Source organism: Emticicia sp. BO119 (genome assembly GCF_013912375.1).
Taxonomy (GTDB): Bacteria; Bacteroidota; Bacteroidia; order Cytophagales; family Spirosomataceae; genus Emticicia.
Genome location: NZ_JACETV010000001.1, coordinates 304,196 through 328,407, shown reverse-complemented (window position 1 = coordinate 328,407; position 24,212 = coordinate 304,196). Strand labels below are relative to the sequence as shown.

Here is a 24,212-nt window from a genome sequence, read left to right as displayed (position 1 = left end):
TTATAGATAAAATTAGGAACAAAACAATAAACTAATTTTCTAATCCATAATTATATTAAATCATTAAAAATATACATTCATCTAAATAAATCATTAAAATGAATAAATTTAAATGTAAGTTAATCTTTTCTATTCCTATAATTTTCATTTTTTTAAACAGTTGCTATAATAATTATCCAGAAATTGAAGATGTTGCTGTTGGAGATAGTTTATCGATAGATGGAGAATGGGAATGTGATTCATCAACTGCCGACTTTCCTCGAATTCCGTTTACTGTAATAATTTCTAAAGGGAGATTATGGACTACCCATGATAATTTGGCAATTAAAGCTGGTAGTATATTCGTAAAAAATATTCGGCAAGATAAAACAAATAAAAATTTATTCTATGGTACCCGAATATCTTTAGGGTGGTTTCAAATTAGACATGAGAAAAGCACTACATTTCATTTAAAAGATAATACGCTAATTGAAGACGCAGTATTTGTACCTAGTCTTAATAATTCAGAAATATATCTTACAAAATATAGGCGAGTGGATACTGAAGAAACACCTGTTGATAAGAAAAATTGTGACTCAATACTTGTAGATATTATTTCAGAGAATAGAAAAGTATCTGATGTACAGCATCAATTTGTTGCTCCAGGTTCAAAACTCAAAATTGAACGACAAAGAACCATTTCTCATGTTGTAAATTTAGAGAAATCAATCACAGATACTAAATCAAATGGAAATAGTTCTGAAATAGGTTTTGGTATCCCACTTGGGGGTACTTTAAAAAAATCTATTGAAACAAAAATTACATCACAGGTTGAAGAATTAATTGGTCATGAATTAAGTACAACAGAAACTTATAATGTAAGTCTTGAACTTGATGGTAACAAAGGTTCAAAATGGTCAATTATTTGGTATGATAAAATTAGAAGTGGAGTCGTAACCTATTTTGATGAAAATTGTAATAAAACAAAGGTCCCATTTAGTATAGTTATTTCAAGTGAAATAGAGGCAAAACATTACGAAAAATAAATATCTGGATAATCATTGAGACTGTAAATTAAACAATAATATTTTTTTAAAATAACATGCATTAAAGAGCAAATTAATGTAGTAGTAAAATAAGAATGATCTTCATTATAAATTTTAACAAAACCCCAAGAAACATCAAGGGGTTTTAGTGGGTGACGACGAAATTTTTGGGTTATTTACTTTACCAAATAAAAAATACATAATTGTACCTAACAGTCCCAGAGATGCAATCACTACTACCCCCTGCAACACTTTCTGGTTGGTTTCTTGCTGTGCCTCCTCTTGTTTAAGTTCAAGCGCCTTTTGAGCCAGGACAATCTTTTGCTTGTCGTTCTCCTGTTTGGCAATCTCCACCTGCTCCTGAAGTTGCTCCAGACTGACTTTTTGTAGTTTCAAATTATCCTTTGAAACAATAATATCAGCGATAGGCTTAGCCAGTGAACCAATGGTCGCTAATATAGTGGTCAAAACAGCCATAGAGATTTAGGATTTTAAAGGTTTAGAAACACTCGGTTTATTTCTGAATCTTCGAATGAGGCCAATGATTATAGCAATAATCGTCACGACAATCACAGAACCAATAATTACATTGTTGGTATCGATGGTGGTTTCGCCACTACCGCTGCCGGTTAATTTTTTCTTATCGGCATCATCACCTCCAGTTAATGTATCCAGATACTTCTGCAAATCCTCATCTTCCTTTTTTTGCTCGGTTTTGGCTACATCTTCTTTGCTGTTGGTGGTAATCTGATTGCCTAAAACCCAGCCGGTTACTGTTTTCTTTTGCTTAGGCAGCAAAGGAAAAACCCTTACCCAAACAGTCGTAGTTACCTGGTAAAAGCTACCATTCTGCTCACCATTGTAAGAGCCTATCAGGTCAAATTTATTAAACTGCGAGTCGCCACCAGTTAAGAAATTACCCATCTTAGCCGAATTAATATCTGCACTTTCATAGACATATACACCATCCTGCACAGCATATACAGGGTCGCCTTGTTGTTTAGGTAAAGTATTCATTTTCTCAATTTTTTAATAAGGTAATTTATCAGTACTGAAGTTGCGATAATGCCAAAAACCACCCAGAATATTTGTCTGATGAGACGCTCTAATTCGGTGGCGGTTAGTTCTTTCTTCTCCGAAATTTTCTTGTAAAGCACTACATTTAAGGTTTTGAATCCCTGCCACCATTGCCCACCACGCTTAAAAGAGAAGTAACCGCCCTCAGCAATTTCTTTGGGCCCAGCAATGACTCCCATGTAGTCATACTTTCTGCCGGCTAAAGCAACAGCATCCGTATAATATTCCGGATACACAAAATTCGTCACCTGAACACCATTGATAGAATACGCATTCGCCTGAACAGGGTCAGCAATTTCCATTAGCATATCTTCACTGGCATTGCCGTCTTTGTCTACATCGACATTGGCCGCTTGTTTGTCCAGGTAAGGATTCACCAGCTTTTCAATAATTTCATGGCTGGTCACAATTGTCCAGTTATCAGCTCTATAAGCCACTATGCCATATGGCAGACCGGAATTGGCACCTACTGCATATCCCTTTTGACCAGTACCGATGACCTTAGAGGCAGAATTATCAATAAAGTGATACCCATTCAAACCGGCCAAATCAATATTATCTACTATCCAGGTAAACCAGGTTCCTGCAGGCGCGTCAGATTCGACGTTGTAAGATCTGATTATAGCATCAACTCCATACACAGGAGCCAAATCCCTGCTCACCTGAATTTGAAAAGCCTCAACTGCTCTACGCATATCTGCCTGGCTTATTCTACCAGTCTTATTAATGACACCAATATTTATCATTTGCGAATGGGTTTAAGCTTTGGCTGGGATTTTTTCTTTTTAATGAAATAAGTAGCCAGATTTATCAGGAGCGTACCTATGCTCAGGATACCCACCACCCATAGTATTTTTCTGGAATTGCTGTCAACCCACTCAGTGGCTAGTGCAACAATCGATGTTTGTGATTGATTGGCCGAACGGTCAGGATAGTTATACTTTGGATTGGCCAGATAGTCCATTGCATCTTCCCAGTCGAAATATAGAGGTATGCGACTAAAATCAGGACTTCCATCACCCATCGTCGAATCAGGTGTGACAAACTCCACGTATTGAATTCCACTCCCGTCAAACTTCACGATGCTGCCAGTAAAGTAACCAATGGTATCACTCTTGATAGCATTATCCACTACTTTTAATGAATTATCTTCCTGCAACTCATAGATTTTAATGACTGCTTTGGCTACCAGTATATCACCTTTTTCAAGTGTTCGTCTGTATTTTATCCCTAACATGAGGCTTATAATTTATGATGCATTCACTTCCTTTCTGGCGTTGCTTCCGGGAAAACTTTTTCCATGGCCGGCAACATCTTTTCCGGCGTTAGGATATCAGGATCCTCACGCCATTGCTAGCGTGTCGGTCCCGACACGTTGACTTGCTGAAGCTTTTTCTTTTGGGAATTCTTTGTCACCAGGTAAACAATTGTGCCGACAATTACAATGAATAGCCCGCCAAACAGATATAAACCATATTTTGCGACAAAAGACGGCTTATCTTCCTCAGAATTCGGTTTATCTGAGTCTGATGGAGTGGTCGGTTCATTTGTATCCGTTGGCGTAGAGGCTGTTTTCTTTTTGGTAAACAAGCCAATCGCACTCAACACAGTGTTAAAAATATTGGTAATGGTTCCCAGGATATCTGTACTTTTCTTTGGGGTGGTTGTTACTCCAGTATAGTCATAATTGGGGTTAGGCAGAAAACTAACCGGCATCCCTTCCAGAAAATAATACTTATCACCTTCAAAATCCGGTGATAAATCGTCATTGACTGAATTGAACAGGACAATTTCAGTATATGGATAGCCCTCTACCACCTTTTTCCCACCGGTATAAAAGCCAATTTTATCCCCTGAAATAGAGTCATTGTATTCTGTGGCTTTCGAGCCAGAAATCTCATAGATAGTTACACTGCCATTGCTGCGGACAATGTCACCTTTTTCACTACCAACTGTTGTTTTAACGCCTTTCATATTAATTGGAGACTTTTTGTTTGATTTCTAAACCTATCAGTACTGCTTCCAGGAGCGCTGCGCCCATCCACTTGTTTCTTTGTTTCTTGAATTTAGTTGCTTCTCCTTGCCAATGGATTGCCAGAATTTTCCAGTGATTTGTAGAATCTTTTGACGTCTTTAAGGAATCCTGTGTTTTCTTAAAGTCAGCCATTACGATTTTCCCCTGGGCAACCGCTGAATCGTACTTTGCTTTTCTTGTATTGACCTTGATGATTTCGGCTAAGGTTACCTGCACATAATCATTCTGGGCTGTCTGGGCCATTGTCTTTATGAAACCGCTCAATAGCATCATTCCTAGACTCAGTGCGAATGGTTTTAAGAGTTTTTTCATGTTTTTGCAGAATTTCTTGTTGTGTTTGGATGTCAAGTTTGTGCGCTTTTTCACAGATTTCTTTACCGGAATTTTGTCCTTTGAGATAAGCAGCTATACCAACAAAGGCCGTATAAAGAATAGCTAATAAGAGTTTTTTCCATAAAGGCATTTCTTTCTTTTCCATGTGTGGGAGTGTTTACAGTTGACTTATGACCACTGGCTGATTTTTCGATAAAATAACTTTCTGTCACTAAAACCATTCAGACCGCCATTGACTTTACGACTGATTGCTTCAATGGGATAGCATTCATAATTGCTCCATTTCCCATCTATTTTTCTTTTGATGGTTACCAATTCTACATCTGATTTACATAGATTGGATAGGTCTTTTTCTAACCAGAAGATACAAGCGCTCGCTACTGCCCACTGGGGTTGACAGAGCAATTCAGGATGTTTCAGAATGGTATCATTGACAAATACCTTTCTATCTTCACCAAAGACATCATTTTCATAGATTTTCTTGCCGGCAATGGCATGATTGGTTCTACCGGTAGTCATGAATATCCCATGTCCTTTGAATTTGATACCGTCACCCTTGTAAACATTACCTAAGTCTGTTCTGCCTTCATAATCAGCTCCTGAAGCATATTCTTTCAATACCTGAAACGAATCCGTCTCTTTAGCAGCTTGTGCCAGAAAATGACTAATCTCCAGTTTAGTGTCAATGCCAAACGTAGGTAAATATAGGTTCAGAAATGGCACTAAACTGATGACCAGGCTTCTGTTACACCTGGGAAAGGTCTGAATTATTTTTTCAGCAGAGAGTTGCATCAGGCAATCTTGGATTTTTGTGTTCTTGTACCAATCAAATCAAAAAACAAGGCATTACCTCCAAAGCCTAAAGCAATGGCTCCAAATTTGGTCACTACATAAATATCTTTAATATCTTCTTTCAGAAAGACCAATATTAAAGTACAGATGATGGACAGCAGTAAATTCGGATAGTGATGCCTTAACGAGAACCGTTTGCCCTCATCTTTGGCATTTTTCCAAAGTTTTAAATAGTGTAAAAGCACGCCTATCAATCCTAAAATTGAATAGGATATATTCTCGTAGCTAAAAATATGGTCTATAATGGTTTGCATTGCGAATGATTTATCTATGATTTTTTAACTAATTTATCTAGCCATCTTTTGAGATAAGTCTTGAATAACCAGGCACCAAAACCAGAACTAACTGCCCCAATCATTCCAACTACTATTGCTTTAATAATATCTGAGAACGTCATATGTGTAGTTTCAAAAAGTTGTTTAAGGATTTGAGCAATAGTAAAAAATACCCCTCCCCAAAAGGAGAAAGCGTCATTATGGGTATGGGTGTTGGCGTTATTCATTTGTATGCTATTTTATTTTCAAAAAGGTCAGATTTTACCTTGAAAAATATTTAACTATAATTCAATTAGACTCCGGTAAGTATTATCGCAGGAATTGAATAATACCTGTCAGCAGGTCACCCATTTGTAGGAAGCCATCAGGCCCTGGATGAACGCCGTCTGTTGGTATAATCTCTCTGGCAGTTCCGGAATAGTTATTAAAGTTTTTCTCCGTCGTGTTTGGAAAACCATAAATTCTATCCATTGTTGAAAAGTAGTCCAACAGGTAAACATTACTTACTTCTTGTCCAGAATAATCCGTAATCAGGTTTTTTGCCAGGCTGTACAATGCTGCTTGTGAGCGTTCCCCAGATAAAGAGGAGCCCGCAGAAGTTTTGCCATGTGGTGGGGGTATACAAAGTATAATTTTGACAGAAGAATTATCGGCCTTAAAACCTGCTATCATTACATCAAGTCTTGCTTTATATGCTGGGTAATTGGTTGCAAATGTGATTAGGTCAACTCCTGCGAAATCATTTGTGCCGAACATAATCGAAACTATATCCGGTTGAGCAATACTCCAAACGGTTCGATATTTTGCCACGTTGAAAGTAAAGGTTAAAGAACCTGACGAAATATCTACCCAACTTGTACCATTGTACACTTTGTAAGTAGCGGCTGTATTGTCGTAAATCACGTCGTTTGTAGCAGGACTCACGGGATAGCCAGTTGTGCTATTAAATAAAGTCTTGTAATCGGGAAACCTATCAGCATCGTACGAAGGTGTAGTTTGATTAGCATCTATCCAAAAAGACGTATTGCCTTTGTATCTATAGGGATCTTGTGGTTGCATGAATGGCGACCATAAACCCGTATTTTGAGTAGTAAAACTTCCTGCACTCCAACCCCCACGACCTTCGCATAAAATGTTATTTGTGCTTGCGCTCGCACGTCTTGTGCCTACAAAAGTCAAACCCGTTCCTGAATTTGTAATTAACCGGTCTACATGCGTTGAACGCCATGTAATGGAATCACCCAAAAATAATATTTTCTTAGCGGTGGTAGCCGTAGCATCGGTAGCCACTACTGTAAAACTTTTAACTATATCATTTGCAAAATTGTCATTACCTAATATCGCTGAACCGCTGACGCTACCTGTTGATACAGGACTATATTTCAACCCAACACCAGTAGTTTTAGCGTTAGCTGATGAAATCGATACCTCAAACTTTTCAAGCAATTTAGGACTATTAACGATATTTTCGTTAAAGACTACTAACTGTTTGCCAGATGGAATGTAGTATTTCGGCGTAATGATAAAATCTTTGTTTACTGTAGCTTCACTATTAGCAAAAATTGGGATTGTGCCAGAATTATCTTTCAACGTGTATCTGAAAGATTCAAATCCTGTAGCAGTGCTACCTTCTTCTAATTGATAGGTATTGATTTCTGCGTTTGTTATTGAAAGCCTGATATAAACCGCTGTAGATGGTGTTTGAAACGAAGCTGGATTTGTACCAGTCAAATTCAGTCCAGAAATATAAACTTTACTTGCATCATAAAAAGCAATCTGACGACCTATGTTAATTGTATAGTATGTTGATGGTTTGATAGCAATAAATCCCGATGCTGTATAAGTAGCATTAACAGTTGGTACGCCTGAATTATAAACGATATAATAACCTGACACATTATCCGATGCATCTTTGTTAAACTTATTTTTTCCTACAGCGAAAAAATTTGTTTTCGTCATAGTCACTGCATTATCCTGAATTTTAGTCGTACTGATAAGACCATCTTGTATTTTAGTCGCCTGAATGGAACTCAAAAAAGAAAGGGCATAGGGTTCAAATGTCGTTCCGGTGCTACCTTCCTCTAATTGAAAAGCATTCCAAGAACTCGTATTAACCACTAATCGAACGTATTTTGCTGTAGATGGTGTCTGAAATTCAGTATTGGTTCGACCTTGTGACAATCCTGAAATAAAAGACTTATTAGCATCATAAAAAATAACAATATGCTTGAATGATGGGTAGTAATACGTGGAAGATTTAATACGGATATAACCGGTTGTATTATAAGTGCCACTAGCAATTAAATTACCATTTGAGTTGTCTAAATAATACCCGCTGATATTGTCACTAGCCAAAATATTAAACTTGTTTTTCCCAACCGAAATGAAATTTGTTTTTTGTGCTGTTATTACAGAATCCTTTAAGTTTGACGTATTGACAATGTTATCTTTTAACTGGTTTGCATTTATACTGCCAGCCAAATTCAAAGAAAATGCTTCATAGGTAGTAGCTGTACTTCCCTCCTCCAATTGAAAGGTATTGATTTCCCCATTCGTTACAGACAATCTGATGTAAGCAGCCGTAGACGGTGTCTGAAATGTCGTTGGTGTTGATGCTGACAAGTTTAGACCTGAAATATAGGTTCGATTTGCATCGTAATACGCTAATTGTCGGCTACTTGAGGTTGTGTAATAAGTTGATGGACTAATACTAATAAACCCGGACGAAGTGTAAGAAGCATTAACAGTTGGAACGCCCGAATTATAAGCGATGTAATAACCCGACACGTTATCTGAAGCGTCCTTGTTAAACTTGTTTTTACCAGTAAGTATAAAACTCGTTTTATCTGTCGTAACAGTGTGGTCGGCTAAAATCACTTCATACGGGATTCTTTGCCATGCTGTGCCATTGCTCACAACCCTATCGCCTAGATTGAGTTTAACCGAACTACCCGTAATACTTTGCGTACCTGCTACCACGACCGTATAAAAATCACCCGAAGTACTTGGTGTTGTGGTTAATGTAGGGCTGTTAATACTCGCATCGTAATTGCCTTTATTTACCAAGCCTGATACTATGCCCGTTGTATTGCTTACAGCTAAAGCGGCATTAGCTTTTGCTGTAGAAACATCATTGACAAAATTATCCTCAAGGTAATTTTTGGAGAGTTTGGTATTCAATGTTACACTACCATTTACTGTCAAAGCACCTGAAATGATACCGCCTGTTTTGTCAAGTTTATCCACCACTCCTGTGGCAGAAATTATATCAGTAACCTTAATTGCTTTAAAGGTTGCCTGATTTTTTTCGCCAACCACTTCATAAGGGATCAAGGAAATCGTCTTTGTTTTTAACTCATTAGGTGTATAGGTTGCTCGTTGAGCGAAGCAAATATTACAAGTGAATAATACTAATGCGAAAATCAGATTTTTCATATTAATTATTAAGTTTTAATACAAGTGTATGTAATTCTGGATTGATTACAATTAGTTCGGTTGTAATTTCTACCCGATAATTACCACCTCCTAAGTCAGTAATCTGGTATTCATAAGGATTACCTATTAGGACAACTGCTTTATTTACCATTGGCTGTCCATTCAAAATCAAGTCAAAGCTGGCAAGATTTGCCCCATCTGGAAAGCCTGTCACCTCAAAAGTCGTCTGTCCCTCCTCTTCAATTTCAAGTTGTTGTATTTTAATCGTTGGAGGTGTAACTGTACCAACTATGGCAACTCCACCTGTCGTGACTGGAGGTGTGGCAGGAACTGATTTGGCTGGTTGTTTAAATGTATCAAATAACCATTTAACAGCTATTGCAATCAAAATCAAACCTCCGGTAAAAAGTATGACTTTCTGACTTTTTGCGAGTTTTTTCATGGTGAAAAAATTAAATGTTCCTACTCTAATTTTACTCTTTTGATTGCCGTAAACTGACCATTCAGCACAATATCAACCGTTTGGCCGGTCGTCGGAATTTTTACCTTGATGGTTTGGTTGGTCTGCATATCGTTGTATCTGTTCACGGCAAGTACCAGCCACTCATTGAGCGTAGGATGTTTTTTTAAGCGAACTATTGGAATATGCAGATAATCCGCTGAGGCAGGTTTTAAATCTTCACCGGTATAATAGCTACTCCCTGAGTTCGTTGAAAAATCAGCTCGTTGGATGGGCTGCGAACCTGTCAGAATATCATTGTTGAATGAAAGCTCATAGAGTGCAAGTGCTGAATAATCATAGCCGATAGTGGTTGAAACCTCCATCATACCATTGTTCGTCGAGAAATTAAAGGGCAAATTCTGAGAAGTAGCCGGGTCTTTTCCAGCTCCTCCATGGTAATCAAAACCCTCCAAGCTCGGATAAGGATCGTGCCAATACCAAACCCCATCCCCGAGGAAATTCCCCCAAGCGGTGGTATTGTACATCTGGCTGAAAGGAACAGCTACTTTGTAATCGACGAAATAAACCTGGTTATTGGACTTCTTATGATAGCGTCTGATGCTAGTAAAATCACTTCCTGGCACGGTTTCGACGTAACTCCAGAATAAGGGCAATACTTTTTTTGAAGGCTTATGGAGTTTTGATAGCTCCATCTCCTGAATAGTCGCATAAAACCAGCTATGAGTGATAAAATGCGAATAATCACCGGCATTCACCACATCCATGTATTCACTCAGGTACCCAGTAGTTCCGTCATAATTTCCGGTACTGACATTGATATAATTGACAGTTTTTGCTTCAAATTCCTTCGCTACCTGTGCATGCGTCTGATTATACTTATTATTCTCGGCTTGCATTTCAGATTCTGTAATCTGCTGTAGCGTAGATGACTTGAAACCACGAGTACCCACATACGACATTAACATCACGTTGGGATTAGCCTGTTTAAAAGCACGGAAGAGGCTTGCCATCTTATCAGCTGCAACCTGGTTATCCAATATTGCATAATTCCATGCCTCAAAGTCCAGGAAATAAGCCTGATACCCTGAAGCGGCTGAAATCACCGCTGAATTAAACCAGCCATAAAGCGTTTGAATAGGTGTCGAAGCTATCCAGTTACAAGCCGCCGGGCCATTCTGAGACGGACATCCATTATCATAAGCCCATTCGTCATAGCTTGCGCCGATGCGATTGGCAACCGGAATACTTGCGTTATACTTCCAGTCCAGGATATTGAAACCCCGAGTCAGATAATTCTGATTCTGGAAATTGAAAGAACCATCTAATTGCCCAAAACCTAGTATATTTAACTTGCCAGTGAGTGAACTAAATGTAGGAAAAACATAGGGCAATTGAGGCAAGCGATTAGTAGAATTTCGCTTGTAAAATGTGGGCACTTTTGAAGTATTATCGCCGGCAAAATGCACAATACTTTGCTTAGTTTCTTCAATCTGATTAGACCCGTTAAACATCGACGCCATGATACTGACATCTTTGCCCTTCATGTTTGAAAAGTCTATCGCCTCCAATTCCGTTTTTGTCAACCAGGCTAAAGAATTTTCCACTTTGTACTTAACCGTGCCTGAGCCTGACCCAAATCCTCTAGTATCCAGTGCAACACTTACTTTGTTATTGACTGTAGGTGTAATTGATACGTTGGACCAGTACTCACCAGATGGCTGATAATACCAATAGCTACCACCATTATCAACCTGATACCCCGAATCACCTGTGAGACCTGTGGCAAACTGATTGACAATGTTAAGCGTACCAGTACTGGTAGTACAGGTTTGCATCGCTGTAATTTTACCATAAATGCTAGTCTGAAAGGCAGAATTCGTAGAGGGATAATAATAATAACCAGCAGGTAGTCTTCTGAAATTGCGATTACTATTATTCAGAAACGCATACTGATTGACAGCAACCGAAGGAATATAAATCGTTTTGGCCAGGTTTGTTACGCCTGAACCTGACTGGTTCCTATCACAGGCATCATTCAGACTTGTGTACTTGGTCTGGCCAAACACAAGCGTAGAAATAAGGAGTAAAAAGGTTAAAAAAGTGTGTTTCATGAGTTGTAAGAATCAGTAATATTCTGTGAATTAAGACCGGATTTAGTAACATCGCTTGAGAAGGTCATTACCCCATTGACATCAATTGAGAGCATCTCAAAATTGGTATCATAGAAATAATTACCTGCAGGGAAAGTCGTCAAGCCCAAAGCAGAGGTGTATGCTTTTACACCATTGTTCATTGCAGAGGCATAGATACTGGCATTACGGTTAGTAAACCCGCTACCCTCTAAGTTTTTATCAAGGGCATCATTCAAACTCGCATAAGGGGTATTGGAACCACCATACGCATCCTTGATAATGAAACTCGGTAAGGCCGTAGCTGTACCGTTATAAATAGTTATTACACTGCTAGCATCTACCGTGATTGCTTTGCCGGTGGTGGGATAAAAATAGAAACCTGGTGCAGCTTTAAGCATACCCAATGAATTGGTATAGAGAACCTGACCATTCGCAATGGAACTCGCATAAAAGGTTGCATTTCTATGGGTCAAACCTGAACCTGCCTGATTACGGTCAAGTGCATCCTGAGCAGAGGCATAAGGCGTATTAGAACCTCCATAAGCATCTTTAAAAGTAAAGACCGGTAAAGAGGTTGGTGTGCCGTTGACGATCGTAAGTACGCCCGTTACATCCACAATAATTGCTTTGCCAGTGGTTGGATAATAATAGTAACCTGGTGCAGCTTTTACCGTTCCTGTGGCATTCAAAAACAATCCCTGACCATTGGCAATACTTGAAGCGTAAAAGGTGGCGTCTCGGTTAGTAAAACCTGACCCTGCCTGATTGCGGTTCAATGCGTCTTGTGCAGACGCATACGCAATATTGGTATTGCTATAGGCATCCTTAAAAGTAAAGTTTGGTAAGTTCAAAGGCGCACTTCCACCACCGCCACCCCCTGAGCCGCCGGTCGTTGGAATCGGAGCTGGCGTAGTAGTGTTGTTTGTCTTGGTATTTCTACCGAGTAGGTAGCGAATTCCGAAAACCGCTCCTATTACACCAACGATGACAAAAAAGATATTCATTAAAGTGAGTTTTTTCATAAGTAAACCTGTTGTAAATCTGTGGCTACTATCATTTCATACAATTGCTGCGGAGAAACCGAACTAGGTATTTTTTCCGGAAGAGGATAACTCAATTGGTTTTTCAGAATATCATAGCAGATTTCGGAACAGAAGTACCGGTTATTTCTTTTCAGATTGAATCCGGCTATCATATCTGTAATCAAAGCCATTGTATCATACTCGCTGCCCTTTTTCTGGTTGAAATATTCCAGCAATTGTGCATCAACGCCATTTCCTAAATCATAGGCAATAAACTGTTTCAGATTCGTGTCCTTTACCTCCCTGAATTCAACCCCTGAATTCTGCCAGGCAGATAACCGGAGGCTATTGTTAGCCAGGATAAATTCGCAATGAATGATTTCATTCTGGTTCCCTAGCGTTAGAAGCAATCGTCGGAGTGGTTTCTTTTCAGCGATGGCGTGTTGAAAGGCGATATAAGCCATGAATTATTCTTTGATTCCTGTATCATTGACAATCAAATCCAACATTCCATCGATACCCAGTTGATTCAACACATAGTTCGAACCGGTATTAAAATAGGGTAACCCTTTAGATTTTTCTACCAGGGTAGTAGCATCCACCTTTTGCAGGTTATTAGTACTGAAAAAGGTTTTCGCTGAAGTAACGCCACGATTGTAAGCAAAAAGCACCTGTGGGAGCCTGTCTGCGCCAAACTGATACAGTAGATTCTGTAGCTGAATGCCAATCAGGGTAATATTCAATTCAGGCTTTTTCAAGTCTGCTTTGCTAATCAGTTTGGCTCCTAAATCGCTACTGGCCAGAATACCTGTGGCATTACTGGCATGGGTTCGAATCAATTCAATTTGCTTGGCAGTGAGACGGCCTTTTTTCATCGCCGTCCGGATAGTATCCGTTGGGGTAACCAATGTGATGGCACCCAACCCTACCCCATTGCCCTCATCTAAAGTGGCAATCCCATCCGGATTCTCATGCAAAATGATGGCATAGTGTAAGAACTTAGGCACTCCGGTTTCTTTCGCTGAAAGGCTAATCTGAGAATCATATTTAGTGACCAGGTTGCGCAATTGATTCAACCGGATACTTTTTTCATTCACAGGAGCCGTAATAGGTGCTTGTTTGTTAATCATCGGAAAACCTGAACCAGTAGTAGTGAGTCCACTGTCGATCAATCCGCTGCTTAGTGTTAAGTGGGTGGATTTAGTGAGCGCAAGCAGACTGGCACTCAATTGTTGTGCCTCTACGCCTGCGGTCGGAGAAGTCTGATAATTATCCAGATTAACCGTTTTACGCCTCTGATACCAATAAGCCAACCCACCGATGGCGAGCAGACCACTGAAAATATACAAGGCGTTTTTAAGGTTCTTTTTCATCCGATTATTCAGTTACAAGGTCTGATTATTTATTTACCACTTCCAGCGCAACATCACCGGTCATCCCTTCTCTGCGGTACTTAGCCAGTTCTCGCTGTGCTACCTCAGTATAGTGTTTAGGATAAGTTTGATTGAACGCTATATCCAGTTTAGAGGCAGCCGTCACATTGTCTGCACTATGGCAGCAAAAGGTCACCTTTTCCTCACTGTCTATCAGATTGAAGTAGCCTTGTCTGCCACCCTCGAAGATGAAAACTGATTGAATTTTTTTCATGAGATTGATAAATTGATGAATTTCGAAATAGGAGTTATAGCTTTAGCTATCATCCTGCTTTTGCTTCTGCTTTTTGCTATTTTGCTTTTGCTCTGGTTGTAGCTTTGCTTTTTGCTTTTGCTTTTTTAACAGGTTTGCTTTTTGCTCGGCTGCTTGCTTTTCTGGTAGATTTAGTAGAAGATTTGGTAGTTTTCTTAGCTTTAGCAGGTGATTTAACCTTGATTTTGGTTTTGCTTTTTGCTTTCGCTTTGCTTTTTGCTTTGCTCGGTGCTTTTCTGCTTTTGCTTTTAGGTGCTTTTGCTTCCAGTTCGCTTACTGTTTTTTTGAAGTTCTTCTGAAAAACATCCGGATATTTACCCTCAGGCTCATATACCTTGATAGTTTTTTCTACACGTTTATTTTTCAACTCCTCTTTTGTTCTTTTATGAGCGATAGACATCGCTTCCTGATGGAGCTTTACTGCAGGCGATTGTTTAACCGTTGTTTTCATTCTCTTACATGATTTTATATGCTTCTTGGAAATCCGTTTCTGTTATTTCATAGCCCTTGCCGTTTTCATACCGGCTGATGCTGATGGCTAATTTCAGCAAGGTCTCCCGGGTACTGGTTACGACCTGATTCCGAGGAATCCCTGTATCGCTGGCGACCCGTTGGATGTACAACTCGGTGTTGTTTTCATTACTGGGTGCATAGTGCCTGAGCATGGCTTCTATTGTGCCGTATCGAAATATGTATCCTTTGAGCAGGACTAATAAGGCCCTGATGCCATAGCGCCATTCGATGAATTGTTCAAAAGCGCCGTCGGTGTTCTGGCTTATCGGTATTTTACCTTTCCAGTTGTTTAAAGGGCTATACCGAAGATTTCCAGGATTATTATTCCTGATTCCTCTTGGTAGGTGTGCCTGACCTAAGTAGGACTTTTGGCGGGCATCCTTTCTGGGTGGAATCTGGGTACTGAGAATCAGAAAAAAAATGAACAGACCAATCGACCAGGTAATGACCCGCTGGTATTTTTGTAATGGGCGCTCAAACTTTATCGGTGATGGTTTCATTCTCCTTTCCGGTCTGTTTGGCTTGCTTATGTGCCTGATAGGCTAACCAGGCATTATAGCTAATCCAGGCAATTGATAGAATACTGGCTATCAGACTGGCTCTCGTAGCGAGTTTCGCAAGCGTAAGTTTTTGATGTTTCATCTGCTAATGGTACTCTTAATCAGGAAATACACTCCCAAAAACATGAGGAGAAATAAAGCTCCGATACCCAACACGATATACCAGATAGACTTGGCATCGAGTGAAATGCTTACTTCAGGCAACTTTACTTTGCCCTCCGAAAGAGCGGAAACCATTTCATACAATCGGTCGATAACTGCGTTTCCTGAGGCTGGTAATTTTTCCATTTATTTGGCTCCTAGTAAGGTCAATCGATTAATTAATTTTGTTCTGACACCACCCTGCCATTCCGGAATGTAATTCCATTCACCTTCAATGGCCTGTGTCATCGACTCCTGGTCTTTCTTGAAATACAGGGTAGTATACACACGGTATACATATATCAGGTGTCTGTCATCGAGTTTATACAAGTCTCTGAAAACACCTTCCTTACTACCAGCCGCGACTAACCAGCCACTTGTCACCTCTTTCACCTGTTTAGCCAATAATTCAGCCTGTAGTTTAAAAGTGGCTTCATCCGCAATCGGGGTTTTATCCATTTCAGGCAACTCCGGTAAAGGAATTTCATTCAGGCCTGATTTCTTAATGGCCTTATAAGCTAAATAGCCCAATACACCTAATATAAGGATGCCTATCACCACCCATTTCACCACTTTTGAAATCCGGAAGGAATCAATGGCTTTGGAGACCGAAGTCCCTAAGCTATCTAAAGTCGAACTATTTGTTTTTGCTTCCATTGATTTTGCTGATAAACCAGATTGTAATAGTTGAAATGACTAAAAAGGCAGAACCCCAGATGAGGACTTTCCTTAAAGGCTTGTTCTCAATCTCCAGTACATCTTCCCGTAAGATGCTTGACTTTTCCAGGTCAGTTGGAACAACGGTATTGGTATTATCGAGCGGCTTCGGAATCGGCGTTACTGCAGGCTTGTGGGTACTGACTATGTCGCTACGAACAAAGCCGGTTTTCCCACTTACGGTTATAATTTTATACCATTTAGCAGTGCTGATGGTATCCGTACTGGTGATTAGCAAACCATCGGTATAGCCTACCAATTGGTTCTTGGCATAGGATTCTACTTTAGTAGCATTCACACTGGGAGTGGAACGGATATTGATGGTACTGGTGGCATATAATTCTGATTGATTGCCTTTTAGATTTGAGCCTTCAAATGCCAGTTTTTCAATACCAATTAATACCTGCCTTACAGTCGGATTACCTACCAGATAGGGATGTTTGAAATAAGAATACAGGGTAATAGAAGCAAAAATCCTCTGTCCGATATATCCCACTTTCTGAATAATGCCAATCGAAGAACCCTCCAGATAGGTCATCACTTTCCGTCCTGAATCTGCCCCGGTTTGTTTATTGACTGACTCATACACAGTTGCAATACCTTTAGCCGCAATAGCCACTTTTCCGATAAGTACATCGGTTTGAGGCTGTTGTTGCTTGGAAATGTATTCAAGAATTGACTGTGCCATGATTGGAGATTTTATTAAAAAAGGCGTAGCAAGTGAATGACTACGCCTTTTTATGTGACCTATGAGTTAAGTGACTCTTATCTTTTTCTTTTGAGCAGATTTTTAGACTTCTTTTTGAACCATTTGAATGGGTCAATGGCTACAAATCCGACTACCACTACTACAACACCTACGCCCCACAAAATCGGTCTTTTATATTTAGCAAAGAAACCTTCATCTGAAGCAGTTGCGGCTGCTGGTGTGGTAACAGGTTTGGCAGAGAAATCACCAATTGACGGGGTGAAATAGTTCAGATATTTATGCGTATCTGACGGGTCTGTGGTTGTACCTTCAACTACGTTAGTACTGAAAACGGTTGGTTGAGGGAAGCTGGTTACTGTGGTATCCCAGAAAACGCCACCACTATCCAATTTAATTTGCGGCATATCCAACGCTGCGGCTGTTTCTCCTACATTTGTCAACGCAAAGAAGGTTTTGATGGCAGCCAGATTGGCCATGAACTTGTCTTTGGCTACCGTTTCAGTAATCCCACGAGGGTCTAAACTGTCTTTTGCCAATAGGTCAACCCGATTCACGTTTGGACGGATGCGGGCATAAATTTTTAATCCTGATACACTATCCGTCTGAGGAGTAATGATGTATCCTGCTTCTATTCCACTTGAATCATTGACTGCAGCTTTATAGTTTGCAATCAAAATCTGGGCTGATACTAAGACTTTCTTTGCCATTATTGAAAATGTTTTGTTTGTGCGATTTTTCGACCAAACTTATCTTCAATTTTTACCACCTTACCCGCTTCATGCAGTCTCTTGCAGCCTGATGTAGCCTTGTGCAGGCTCTTGCAGGCTTATACAGCCTTTAGGGGAATATATTTAGTAATTTTACCCACTTTTTCTACCAGATATTCTACTACTTCTCTTTTTTGCAAACCTAGAAAACTCTCAAATCCTAAGTTTTCTAGTGCCTTATAATCGTCTACTGACAACAAATCCTTAAAGGTTCTCTGGTCGATTCCTTCAAAACAGGAATCACGAATGTCCTTTATGGTACACATCCGAAAGCATTTATTTGCATAGTCAAATATTTCATATTGTTTTTTATTCACCTTGATGGGCTACGTAATTGGCATAAAATTCAGGACTTACCTGAAAGGAGAATTCAGAAATCGAGCCCACTACTGAGCTGCCAAAATAATAAGAAGTCGGGTTGAGAAACGTGAGCGTTTTCGGGTCAAAATGCTCGATGTGGATATGGTTTTTCATAGTGTCTGAGTAGGCTTTGGTTATATCCTGAGCATACCCGATTAAATCACCTTTTTTAATTCTGGTATTTGCTTTGACAGCAGGTTTGATATACAAAACATCTATTTTCAAACCATTGTCAGCCATGATTCGCACACCTTGGTAACCATCTTTATCTTTGAGCGCCTTTGGAATGAGAATAATAGTTCCGGAAAAAGGAGCATATACTCTCTGACCTGTTTTTACTTCTAAATCCAAGCCATAATGTTTGTTGTAAGGAGGCAATCTGGAAGTACCGAAATTACCATCGCCTTCGCCATCCACACGGATTTTTAAGGGAGAAACAATATCGTTAGTACCGGCCAGACTCATACCTACACCTCCTAATACAATGCCCACAGCTCCAGCTATAAGAAGATTTTTATCACGCTTTTTCATCTTTCATAAACCTGTTTTATACTAGCATCAAAAATATTTTCCTCTGATAAAATCCATGATTCTCCGAATGATGGTTCTGCTTTTAAGCCTTACTTCTGCTTCCCACTCCGCTTTTTGTTTTCGAATGTATTGTCTTTTCCTCCTCCTGACTCTACGTTTTTCTTGGTGGGCTAACCATTTTTGCCACGAATTCCTAGCTTTTCCCATGCAGATTCTATTTAAAAGTTTTCATTTACCTGGTGGCAACGCCACATAAAACGTTATGGTCCTGAATGTAATATCTGGATTGCAGCTATTTCTGGCGTTACTTCCCATGGTAATAGTTTTGACGAAACTTTTGGATATTTAAAAGCAATGCTTATTTACAATAAGATTAATTATCCGGAAGTAACGCTCAATATGGGGTTATCTACCGGTAAGATTATGCTTGCGACATTAATGTCGCAAGCATAATCTTGACACACCTTTAATCCACTGATGCAGAGGAAATTAACTCATCGAATTTGTCTCTGAAATCTATTGTTTCTATTTCAGTAGTTGGTCTGAAAACCGGATTCAAATCACCAATTTTGATAAGTATGCCCTGAGATTCGATGGTAACCTTACAGGCAATTTCGGCATTGGAATATTGATTTTCCTTAGCAAAAGAGAAACCTCGCTGTTCAATTATCCAGTCAATAAAGCTATCAATGGTTTGCTCTGGTTTTTTATCAGTTGATATAGTTCCTGGTAAGCCGACGTTTTTCTTGAAATTTTTATGTGCCTGTTCAGGGTCGTCATCTAATTTGCTTAAATCCTTCTTTTCCCCTATATCATCGAATTTATGACCATTGATAGGCTTTTGTTTTTCTAGCATCCGTTTCAGACTGGCAATTTCCTCGTCTTTGGCTATTAGTAGAGACTCATCTACAAATTTTTTCGATTTGTTCAGGTTAAAAGTCATACCTGGACGCTTCTTAAAAAACCAGAAGGTGATGCCGGCGATTATGGTAAAAAGCAAGCCTAAAAGTATGTACTTCCAACTTTTGTTCTCAGTTGGCTCCATTGGCTCCTGATAGGGATAGCCAGGATAACTTCGAGGGATAGGCTGCACAGGCTGCTGATACATAGATATAGGTTGGCCTTGCATGGGCTGTTGTGGCTGCCCGTAATAGGGGGGTCTTGGAATAAATTGTTGGTTCATTTCATTCTGTTTTTAAAGTATTGAGAGAGAGGATATGAAACGATTTCCTCTGTTTTTCCATCTAATTTGACAGGTCTGGTTACTAATCCATCATCCATATGTATGATTCGCCACTCGAATCTTTTGCCAAAGGGTAGATGTTCATTTGTGGCATTAATTTCCTCAATTGACCATTTGATGTAACTAATCGAGGTTGGAAAATCTTTTGGTATTTCCACGTCTTTAGGCAAATTTTTCAGAACCAGGTTCTGTAATCTTTGCCGTAAAAAAGGCTGTGCCTGAGTGAATGTATGAAACTGATAGAAAGCCTCATTTCTGTTATTCATCACTGTAGATGGGAAGTTCATCACATTAGAAGTAGCTTTACTTCCGAAAACATCCATCATATCATCCAGGACTAATACACTATCAGTAATCCGTTTCGCTTTTAAAAAGAACTTGTCAAAATCAAAAGATTCCAAATCACTGTTAGGCTGAATTCGAACGACAATATTGTCAGGCATTCTATTCCATTCAATTTCCATAAACTTATCCTGATTGATGATGATGGGTGTAATACCCCAAAAATCATTGTAAGTCAGGTCATTGTAATTATGGTCCAAAATCAACACCCTTTTGCCTTTCCGGAAATAAGACAGGGACAATAACTTTACTGTATAGCTTTTTCCTGTCTTCATTTCTCCATATACCCCCCAATTAGCTCCTAATCTTTCTCCCATCTGGGATAATTTGATAGTGTTTATAGAAGGTTGTTGTGTGGATTTAATAGGATAAGAATTTACATACTTAGCTGGTATGGCAATATTTTCAGACTGTACTATTCGTTTGGCCATTGTTCAAAATTGCTTTTCCAATATCTGATTGTATCGATTCAAAAAACATTTCGATACTTTTATTCGGGCTGAATACTTCGTAGGTAAAAAAACCGATTTCTCTTAAACCTATCTCCCAGATAGATGGTATTTTCAACTGCCCTAATTCGTTTTTCTTCATCAGGTTATCCAGAATGGCATCATAGACAAATTCCTTGAAAATAGGGTCATCCTGCCCTTTATCATCTTTGATGGTCTTGATTTCCTCCAGTTTCTGAAGATTATATTTGGCTTTTTTATAGGCTTTTTCCAGGTCAGCATCGAGGGATTGCTCATATTGCTGAATTACCTGTATATCCTCATCAATTCTCCAGGAGAAATACTTAATAGCCACAAACCGGATGGTATCTTTGGCTACCTTCATCACTTTAAAAAAGAACCAGGTTTCATAGGTGGCCATCTTCTCTACTCTACTCGCCTCTAACTTGGGAACAGGTGTATCCATCGTTAGTTGCACTTGTGGCATTGGGTAGGAATATGGGTTAGGTTGATAACCCATCTGTGGATATACCGGATAGGGATTCATCTGCGGAGGGTATCCATAAGGGTACTGTTCCTGTGTAAACGGGTAAGGTTGAGGCTGTGAGTATTCCTGAAAAGGGATTTGTTGTTGAACAGGTGGCGGTGGCTGCTGGGGCATTGACTGAACTGATGAAACAGAATTAGGTGAACTCCCTAATACTTGATTCATGTAATCCTGTTTGGCTCCTTCCGGAATCTGAATCGGATTAGGAATAGGGTTACTGAAACTTTGCCCTATCAAATCAGCTGCTTTTTCTGCACCTTTATCAATCACCTGTCCTACCAGATTCTCTGCGCTTTGTTCCAGTTTACCAGAAATTCTATTTTTAAGGTTATCAAAAATCTTCATGATTTATCTTTCTTTTTAAAAAATCCACCAAACCATTGTGCAGCACTCAATAAAAGGTTACTTAATTTGAGTTTATGTTTCAACTTAAAATCCTCCCATTTCCCTGCTAAATAACCTAATCTTGCTTCCTGATTCTGAATATCCTGTAAGGTCTTCAAAACATAGGGTTTAACTATCGGCTCCAGGTTGAGCGTATGTTTCTGAGGGTCATATACGCCATATGCCGTGAGTAGACCGGTTAATGCCGCTAAAGCTGCCTCATTTTTTTGACTGATATTTTCATATCTGGCCATTAGCAAATGATAGTTTCTGGTAACCTCTAGCACTTGCTTCTCCAGGTACTCTTTTCGCTGATGGTAATTCACTAATTCCTGGATTGTTGTTTCTTCCTTTTCAATTACTTTAGCGATTCTCCCTTCAGGCGAAACCTCAGCGACAATAAGAAATGTTTTATTCAAGTTCCCTTGCGCCATATTTTTCTTTGATTAGGTCAAAAGCATTTTCGTATTGATTAGCCATTTCCAGAATATCCTCAATTTTTTCATCCGTTAAGCTTATCGCTAGTAGTTCCTCCAGACTAAGTACGACTACTTGTGCTGCACCTGCGGCCTCCCCTAACATAGCTTCGTGTTGTTGTAATAAGACATTATACTCATTACTCAACAGTTCATATTCTTCAATGCCAATAAGGGTTCTTTGATTGGGATTTTCTTGATACAGTGCTAGAAGTTTTTGTTCCAGGAAACCTATCTCATTTAGGTTTCCTTCGGTTTCCATTACTGGGAAACCTGAGATTTCCGTTAGGTTTCCGACGGTGGAAACCTGTGGAAACTTGAGGTTTCCTGTGGTTTCCGCAATATTGAGGGTGGTGTAAACCAGGTTTCCTTCAAAAAAGTCACTGAGCAGGTTTCTTACGAAATCTTGAATGGAAACCGTTCCCAGGAAACCTAAATTGCCTTGTATATGCTCAAATAAACTACCCTGAATTTTGGTATTCAGGTGTTTATTGAATGGTTCATGGGCATATACACTTCTATCCATATACGGGAACGCCTTTTCTGACTGCGGTGTAGAATTTACGTCGGTGTGCAACATGATAAAAGGCGTTTTTACTTTACGGAAGATTCTTTTGAAATTTTAAAGAAAGGCTGTATATTTGGTTGTCAAACAAAAATACCAGCCTTCTTTCTAAGCCGTCCCTCGGGCTTCGTTAGTAAAAGTATATTGTGTTTTAACCTAGCACAATAGCTTACATTTTATATACACCTACATTACACCTAATTTACGGATATGTATCATAAGACAGATATTGCCATGCTGTATGGCATCATCGACATTCGGACTTTTAACAAGAGGGTAGCACAATCAGGATTGGCAATCGCATTGCCGAAAATCAATCAGAAAAGGGCAGTATTCTTCCCTACTGATATGGTAATCATTCAGCAGCATTTAGGGAATTGCAAGAACTGGGAGACGTATAGTCGAAAGGCAAGCTAGGATTTGCCATTCAATTGTAATGTAAGAAAAGTACCGAGGGAGTCTTGTCGTTTTCCTGTTTGATTTATTTGAGACATGACACATCTACTATTCCAATGTAAACATTTTTATCTACTTTCAGGCTTTTTTAAAAGCCTAATACCTTTGGATGTAATTCACTCTTCTATAGATGTAGTATTATTTGAACTTATTATTCTAAGGATATTTTTTAATCAGTAGAGTATATAAATGCATTTCGCGTTTATTAGTATTTACTGCAATTAAATTCAGTGATTTTATGATTTTTTTGATACTAACAAACTATTTATTATTTAAGAGATAGTAAATAATAAAAAGGTCCAAAAAAGAAACCCATTAAATTAATCATTCCTTTTAAATTGTGAGTTTAGTGAAAGAAAATCAAATTTCCTACCTTCAAATGGCCGAAGGCTAAATCCAATTGAATCACTTTTAGAAAAGGAATACATAAATCCATAGTTTTGTGTAATTTCATTTTCATCCATCATTTCATATCCAACATGAAAAAAATAGTCTTCATTACAGGTTGGAACCCAATAACCTTTTTTAGAATAGTCTCCAGCAAATCCAACATAATATCTTAAAGAAGTATTCGGCAACACAAGTATTGGACTTGCTTTTTCTTTAAAACTGTAATTATCTACCTCAAACCAGGCAAAATTGCTAAAACCCGGAATTTTTAAATTTATATTTTTAATTATGTTTGGTTTACCCCCTAGATTCATTATACTAACTGGAATATAAACTTCTAATCTGTATTTAAAAGCTGAAGAATCTGAAAAATTGTCGACATTAAGTGGTTTTATTTTCATAATAAATTCATTTCCTAATCTTAAGTCGATGTTACTTTCACTCGGTAATGCTTCTCTCCATGTAAAGATTGAAAAAATTAGTGCAAATACAGCTATAATCAAAGTTATTATTTGAATATATAAATTATAATGGTCTTTATATTTTTTGAAAGTATCTACAGGCCGTGGCATAAAATTGTTGATTTTAATTAAGATAGAAATATTCATTTCAAAAATACAAAAATGTATAGTAAACAAAAGTTTTTAACTTATTTTAAGGGATAAAAAATAATACTAAATTTACCTTCAAATATTCTAAATGTAAATATTTAAATTTTTTAAGTAAA

Annotated in this window: 34 protein-coding genes; 2 read left to right on the top strand and 32 right to left on the bottom strand. The window is 38.8% G+C overall.

What is annotated here, in order from left to right:
• Window positions 1-98 precede the first annotated feature (98 nt).
• Window positions 99-1,025, top strand: a complete 927-nt coding sequence (locus H1R81_RS01470) for a hypothetical protein (protein ID WP_181838899.1) — start codon at window positions 99-101, stop codon at window positions 1,023-1,025.
• 135 nt (window positions 1,026-1,160) lie between these two features.
• Here the strand turns inward: H1R81_RS01470 and H1R81_RS01465 are convergent, their stop codons facing one another.
• The 31 genes from H1R81_RS01465 to H1R81_RS01310 all read right to left on the bottom strand — a co-directional run bounded on the left by H1R81_RS01465 (window position 1,161) and on the right by H1R81_RS01310 (window position 22,654).
• A complete protein-coding gene (locus H1R81_RS01465; protein WP_181838898.1) occupies window positions 1,161-1,502 on the bottom strand; it encodes a hypothetical protein in 342 nt (113 codons plus the stop codon).
• 6 nt (window positions 1,503-1,508) lie between these two features.
• On the bottom strand, window positions 1,509-2,042 hold the full coding sequence (locus tag H1R81_RS01460) for a hypothetical protein (protein ID WP_181838897.1): 534 nt from the start codon (window positions 2,040-2,042) through the stop codon (window positions 1,509-1,511).
• On the bottom strand, window positions 2,039-2,848 hold the full coding sequence (locus tag H1R81_RS01455; RefSeq protein ID WP_181838896.1) for a hypothetical protein: 810 nt from the start codon (window positions 2,846-2,848) through the stop codon (window positions 2,039-2,041). The genes H1R81_RS01460 and H1R81_RS01455 overlap by 4 nt, the downstream gene beginning before the upstream one ends.
• Window positions 2,845-3,339, bottom strand: a complete 495-nt coding sequence (locus H1R81_RS01450; protein WP_181838895.1) for a hypothetical protein — start codon at window positions 3,337-3,339, stop codon at window positions 2,845-2,847. The genes H1R81_RS01455 and H1R81_RS01450 overlap by 4 nt, the downstream gene beginning before the upstream one ends.
• 116 nt (window positions 3,340-3,455) lie before the next feature.
• On the bottom strand, window positions 3,456-4,076 hold the full coding sequence (locus H1R81_RS01445; protein WP_181838894.1) for a hypothetical protein: 621 nt from the start codon (window positions 4,074-4,076) through the stop codon (window positions 3,456-3,458).
• Between the two features lies 1 nt (window position 4,077).
• Complete coding sequence (locus H1R81_RS01440; RefSeq protein ID WP_181838893.1) at window positions 4,078-4,380, bottom strand: hypothetical protein; 303 nt, start codon at window positions 4,378-4,380, stop codon at window positions 4,078-4,080.
• Window positions 4,358-4,615 (bottom strand): hypothetical protein, encoded by a 258-nt coding sequence (locus H1R81_RS01435; RefSeq protein ID WP_181838892.1) that lies wholly within the window; start codon window positions 4,613-4,615, stop codon window positions 4,358-4,360. The genes H1R81_RS01440 and H1R81_RS01435 overlap by 23 nt, the downstream gene beginning before the upstream one ends.
• Window positions 4,616-4,638: 23 nt before the next feature.
• Entirely contained in the window at window positions 4,639-5,262 is a 624-nt protein-coding gene (locus tag H1R81_RS01430) for a hypothetical protein (protein WP_181838891.1), read from the bottom strand.
• On the bottom strand, window positions 5,262-5,576 hold the full coding sequence (locus H1R81_RS01425) for a hypothetical protein (protein ID WP_181838890.1): 315 nt from the start codon (window positions 5,574-5,576) through the stop codon (window positions 5,262-5,264). The genes H1R81_RS01430 and H1R81_RS01425 overlap by 1 nt, the downstream gene beginning before the upstream one ends.
• 14 nt (window positions 5,577-5,590) lie before the next feature.
• A complete protein-coding gene (locus tag H1R81_RS01420) occupies window positions 5,591-5,824 on the bottom strand; it encodes a hypothetical protein (RefSeq protein WP_181838889.1) in 234 nt (77 codons plus the stop codon).
• 82 nt (window positions 5,825-5,906) lie between these two features.
• Entirely contained in the window at window positions 5,907-9,032 is a 3,126-nt protein-coding gene (locus tag H1R81_RS01415) for an SGNH/GDSL hydrolase family protein (protein WP_181838888.1), read from the bottom strand.
• A 1-nt stretch (window position 9,033) separates the two neighbouring features.
• Window positions 9,034-9,474: a hypothetical protein gene (locus H1R81_RS01410; RefSeq protein ID WP_181838887.1), complete on the bottom strand. Its 441-nt coding sequence runs from the start codon at window positions 9,472-9,474 to the stop codon at window positions 9,034-9,036.
• A 20-nt stretch (window positions 9,475-9,494) separates the two neighbouring features.
• The gene (locus H1R81_RS01405) at window positions 9,495-11,606 is read right to left on the bottom strand and encodes a hypothetical protein (protein ID WP_181838886.1); all 2,112 of its coding nucleotides are present in this window, start codon (window positions 11,604-11,606) and stop codon (window positions 9,495-9,497) included.
• A complete protein-coding gene (locus tag H1R81_RS01400) occupies window positions 11,603-12,649 on the bottom strand; it encodes a hypothetical protein (RefSeq protein ID WP_181838885.1) in 1,047 nt (348 codons plus the stop codon). Before H1R81_RS01400 ends, H1R81_RS01405 begins: the two co-directional genes overlap by 4 nt.
• Complete coding sequence (locus H1R81_RS01395) at window positions 12,646-13,113, bottom strand: hypothetical protein (RefSeq protein WP_181838884.1); 468 nt, start codon at window positions 13,111-13,113, stop codon at window positions 12,646-12,648. Before H1R81_RS01395 ends, H1R81_RS01400 begins: the two co-directional genes overlap by 4 nt.
• A gap of 3 nt (window positions 13,114-13,116) precedes the next feature.
• The gene (locus H1R81_RS01390; RefSeq protein ID WP_181838883.1) at window positions 13,117-14,022 is read right to left on the bottom strand and encodes a hypothetical protein; all 906 of its coding nucleotides are present in this window, start codon (window positions 14,020-14,022) and stop codon (window positions 13,117-13,119) included.
• 25 nt (window positions 14,023-14,047) lie between these two features.
• Window positions 14,048-14,296, bottom strand: coding sequence for a hypothetical protein (locus H1R81_RS01385; protein WP_181838882.1), 249 nt, complete (start codon window positions 14,294-14,296; stop codon window positions 14,048-14,050).
• 76 nt (window positions 14,297-14,372) lie between these two features.
• On the bottom strand, window positions 14,373-14,786 hold the full coding sequence (locus H1R81_RS01380; protein WP_181838881.1) for a hypothetical protein: 414 nt from the start codon (window positions 14,784-14,786) through the stop codon (window positions 14,373-14,375).
• A gap of 4 nt (window positions 14,787-14,790) precedes the next feature.
• Window positions 14,791-15,348, bottom strand: coding sequence for a structural protein (locus H1R81_RS01375; RefSeq protein ID WP_181838880.1), 558 nt, complete (start codon window positions 15,346-15,348; stop codon window positions 14,791-14,793).
• Window positions 15,323-15,490: a hypothetical protein gene (locus tag H1R81_RS01370; protein ID WP_181838879.1), complete on the bottom strand. Its 168-nt coding sequence runs from the start codon at window positions 15,488-15,490 to the stop codon at window positions 15,323-15,325. Before H1R81_RS01370 ends, H1R81_RS01375 begins: the two co-directional genes overlap by 26 nt.
• Window positions 15,487-15,696: a hypothetical protein gene (locus H1R81_RS01365; protein ID WP_181838878.1), complete on the bottom strand. Its 210-nt coding sequence runs from the start codon at window positions 15,694-15,696 to the stop codon at window positions 15,487-15,489. Before H1R81_RS01365 ends, H1R81_RS01370 begins: the two co-directional genes overlap by 4 nt.
• Window positions 15,697-16,206 (bottom strand): hypothetical protein, encoded by a 510-nt coding sequence (locus tag H1R81_RS01360; protein ID WP_181838877.1) that lies wholly within the window; start codon window positions 16,204-16,206, stop codon window positions 15,697-15,699.
• Window positions 16,187-16,954, bottom strand: coding sequence for an SH3 domain-containing protein (locus tag H1R81_RS01355; RefSeq protein ID WP_181838876.1), 768 nt, complete (start codon window positions 16,952-16,954; stop codon window positions 16,187-16,189). Before H1R81_RS01355 ends, H1R81_RS01360 begins: the two co-directional genes overlap by 20 nt.
• A 77-nt stretch (window positions 16,955-17,031) precedes the next feature.
• Complete coding sequence (locus H1R81_RS01350; RefSeq protein ID WP_181838875.1) at window positions 17,032-17,682, bottom strand: hypothetical protein; 651 nt, start codon at window positions 17,680-17,682, stop codon at window positions 17,032-17,034.
• Window positions 17,683-17,801: 119 nt separating this feature from the next.
• Complete coding sequence (locus H1R81_RS01345) at window positions 17,802-18,008, bottom strand: hypothetical protein (protein ID WP_181838874.1); 207 nt, start codon at window positions 18,006-18,008, stop codon at window positions 17,802-17,804.
• A 43-nt stretch (window positions 18,009-18,051) separates the two neighbouring features.
• Window positions 18,052-18,633, bottom strand: coding sequence for a M23 family metallopeptidase (locus H1R81_RS01340; protein ID WP_181838873.1), 582 nt, complete (start codon window positions 18,631-18,633; stop codon window positions 18,052-18,054).
• 466 nt (window positions 18,634-19,099) lie between these two features.
• Window positions 19,100-19,816 carry a hypothetical protein gene (locus tag H1R81_RS01330; protein ID WP_181838871.1) on the bottom strand — a complete coding sequence of 239 codons (717 nt, stop codon included), beginning with the start codon at window positions 19,814-19,816 and terminating at the stop codon, window positions 19,100-19,102.
• Window positions 19,813-20,649 (bottom strand): hypothetical protein, encoded by an 837-nt coding sequence (locus H1R81_RS01325; protein ID WP_181838870.1) that lies wholly within the window; start codon window positions 20,647-20,649, stop codon window positions 19,813-19,815. Before H1R81_RS01325 ends, H1R81_RS01330 begins: the two co-directional genes overlap by 4 nt.
• Window positions 20,624-21,559: a hypothetical protein gene (locus tag H1R81_RS01320; protein ID WP_181838869.1), complete on the bottom strand. Its 936-nt coding sequence runs from the start codon at window positions 21,557-21,559 to the stop codon at window positions 20,624-20,626. The genes H1R81_RS01325 and H1R81_RS01320 overlap by 26 nt, the downstream gene beginning before the upstream one ends.
• Entirely contained in the window at window positions 21,556-22,032 is a 477-nt protein-coding gene (locus tag H1R81_RS01315) for a hypothetical protein (protein ID WP_181838868.1), read from the bottom strand. Before H1R81_RS01315 ends, H1R81_RS01320 begins: the two co-directional genes overlap by 4 nt.
• Window positions 22,010-22,654: a hypothetical protein gene (locus tag H1R81_RS01310; RefSeq protein WP_181838867.1), complete on the bottom strand. Its 645-nt coding sequence runs from the start codon at window positions 22,652-22,654 to the stop codon at window positions 22,010-22,012. The genes H1R81_RS01315 and H1R81_RS01310 overlap by 23 nt, the downstream gene beginning before the upstream one ends.
• A 195-nt stretch (window positions 22,655-22,849) precedes the next feature.
• On the opposite strand from H1R81_RS01310, the gene H1R81_RS01305 reads away from it, so the two are divergent.
• Window positions 22,850-23,056, top strand: coding sequence for a hypothetical protein (locus H1R81_RS01305; protein ID WP_181838866.1), 207 nt, complete (start codon window positions 22,850-22,852; stop codon window positions 23,054-23,056).
• Window positions 23,057-23,415: 359 nt separating this feature from the next.
• Here the strand turns inward: H1R81_RS01305 and H1R81_RS01300 are convergent, their stop codons facing one another.
• The gene (locus H1R81_RS01300; protein WP_181838865.1) at window positions 23,416-24,057 is read right to left on the bottom strand and encodes a hypothetical protein; all 642 of its coding nucleotides are present in this window, start codon (window positions 24,055-24,057) and stop codon (window positions 23,416-23,418) included.
• Window positions 24,058-24,212: the final 155 nt, after the last annotated feature.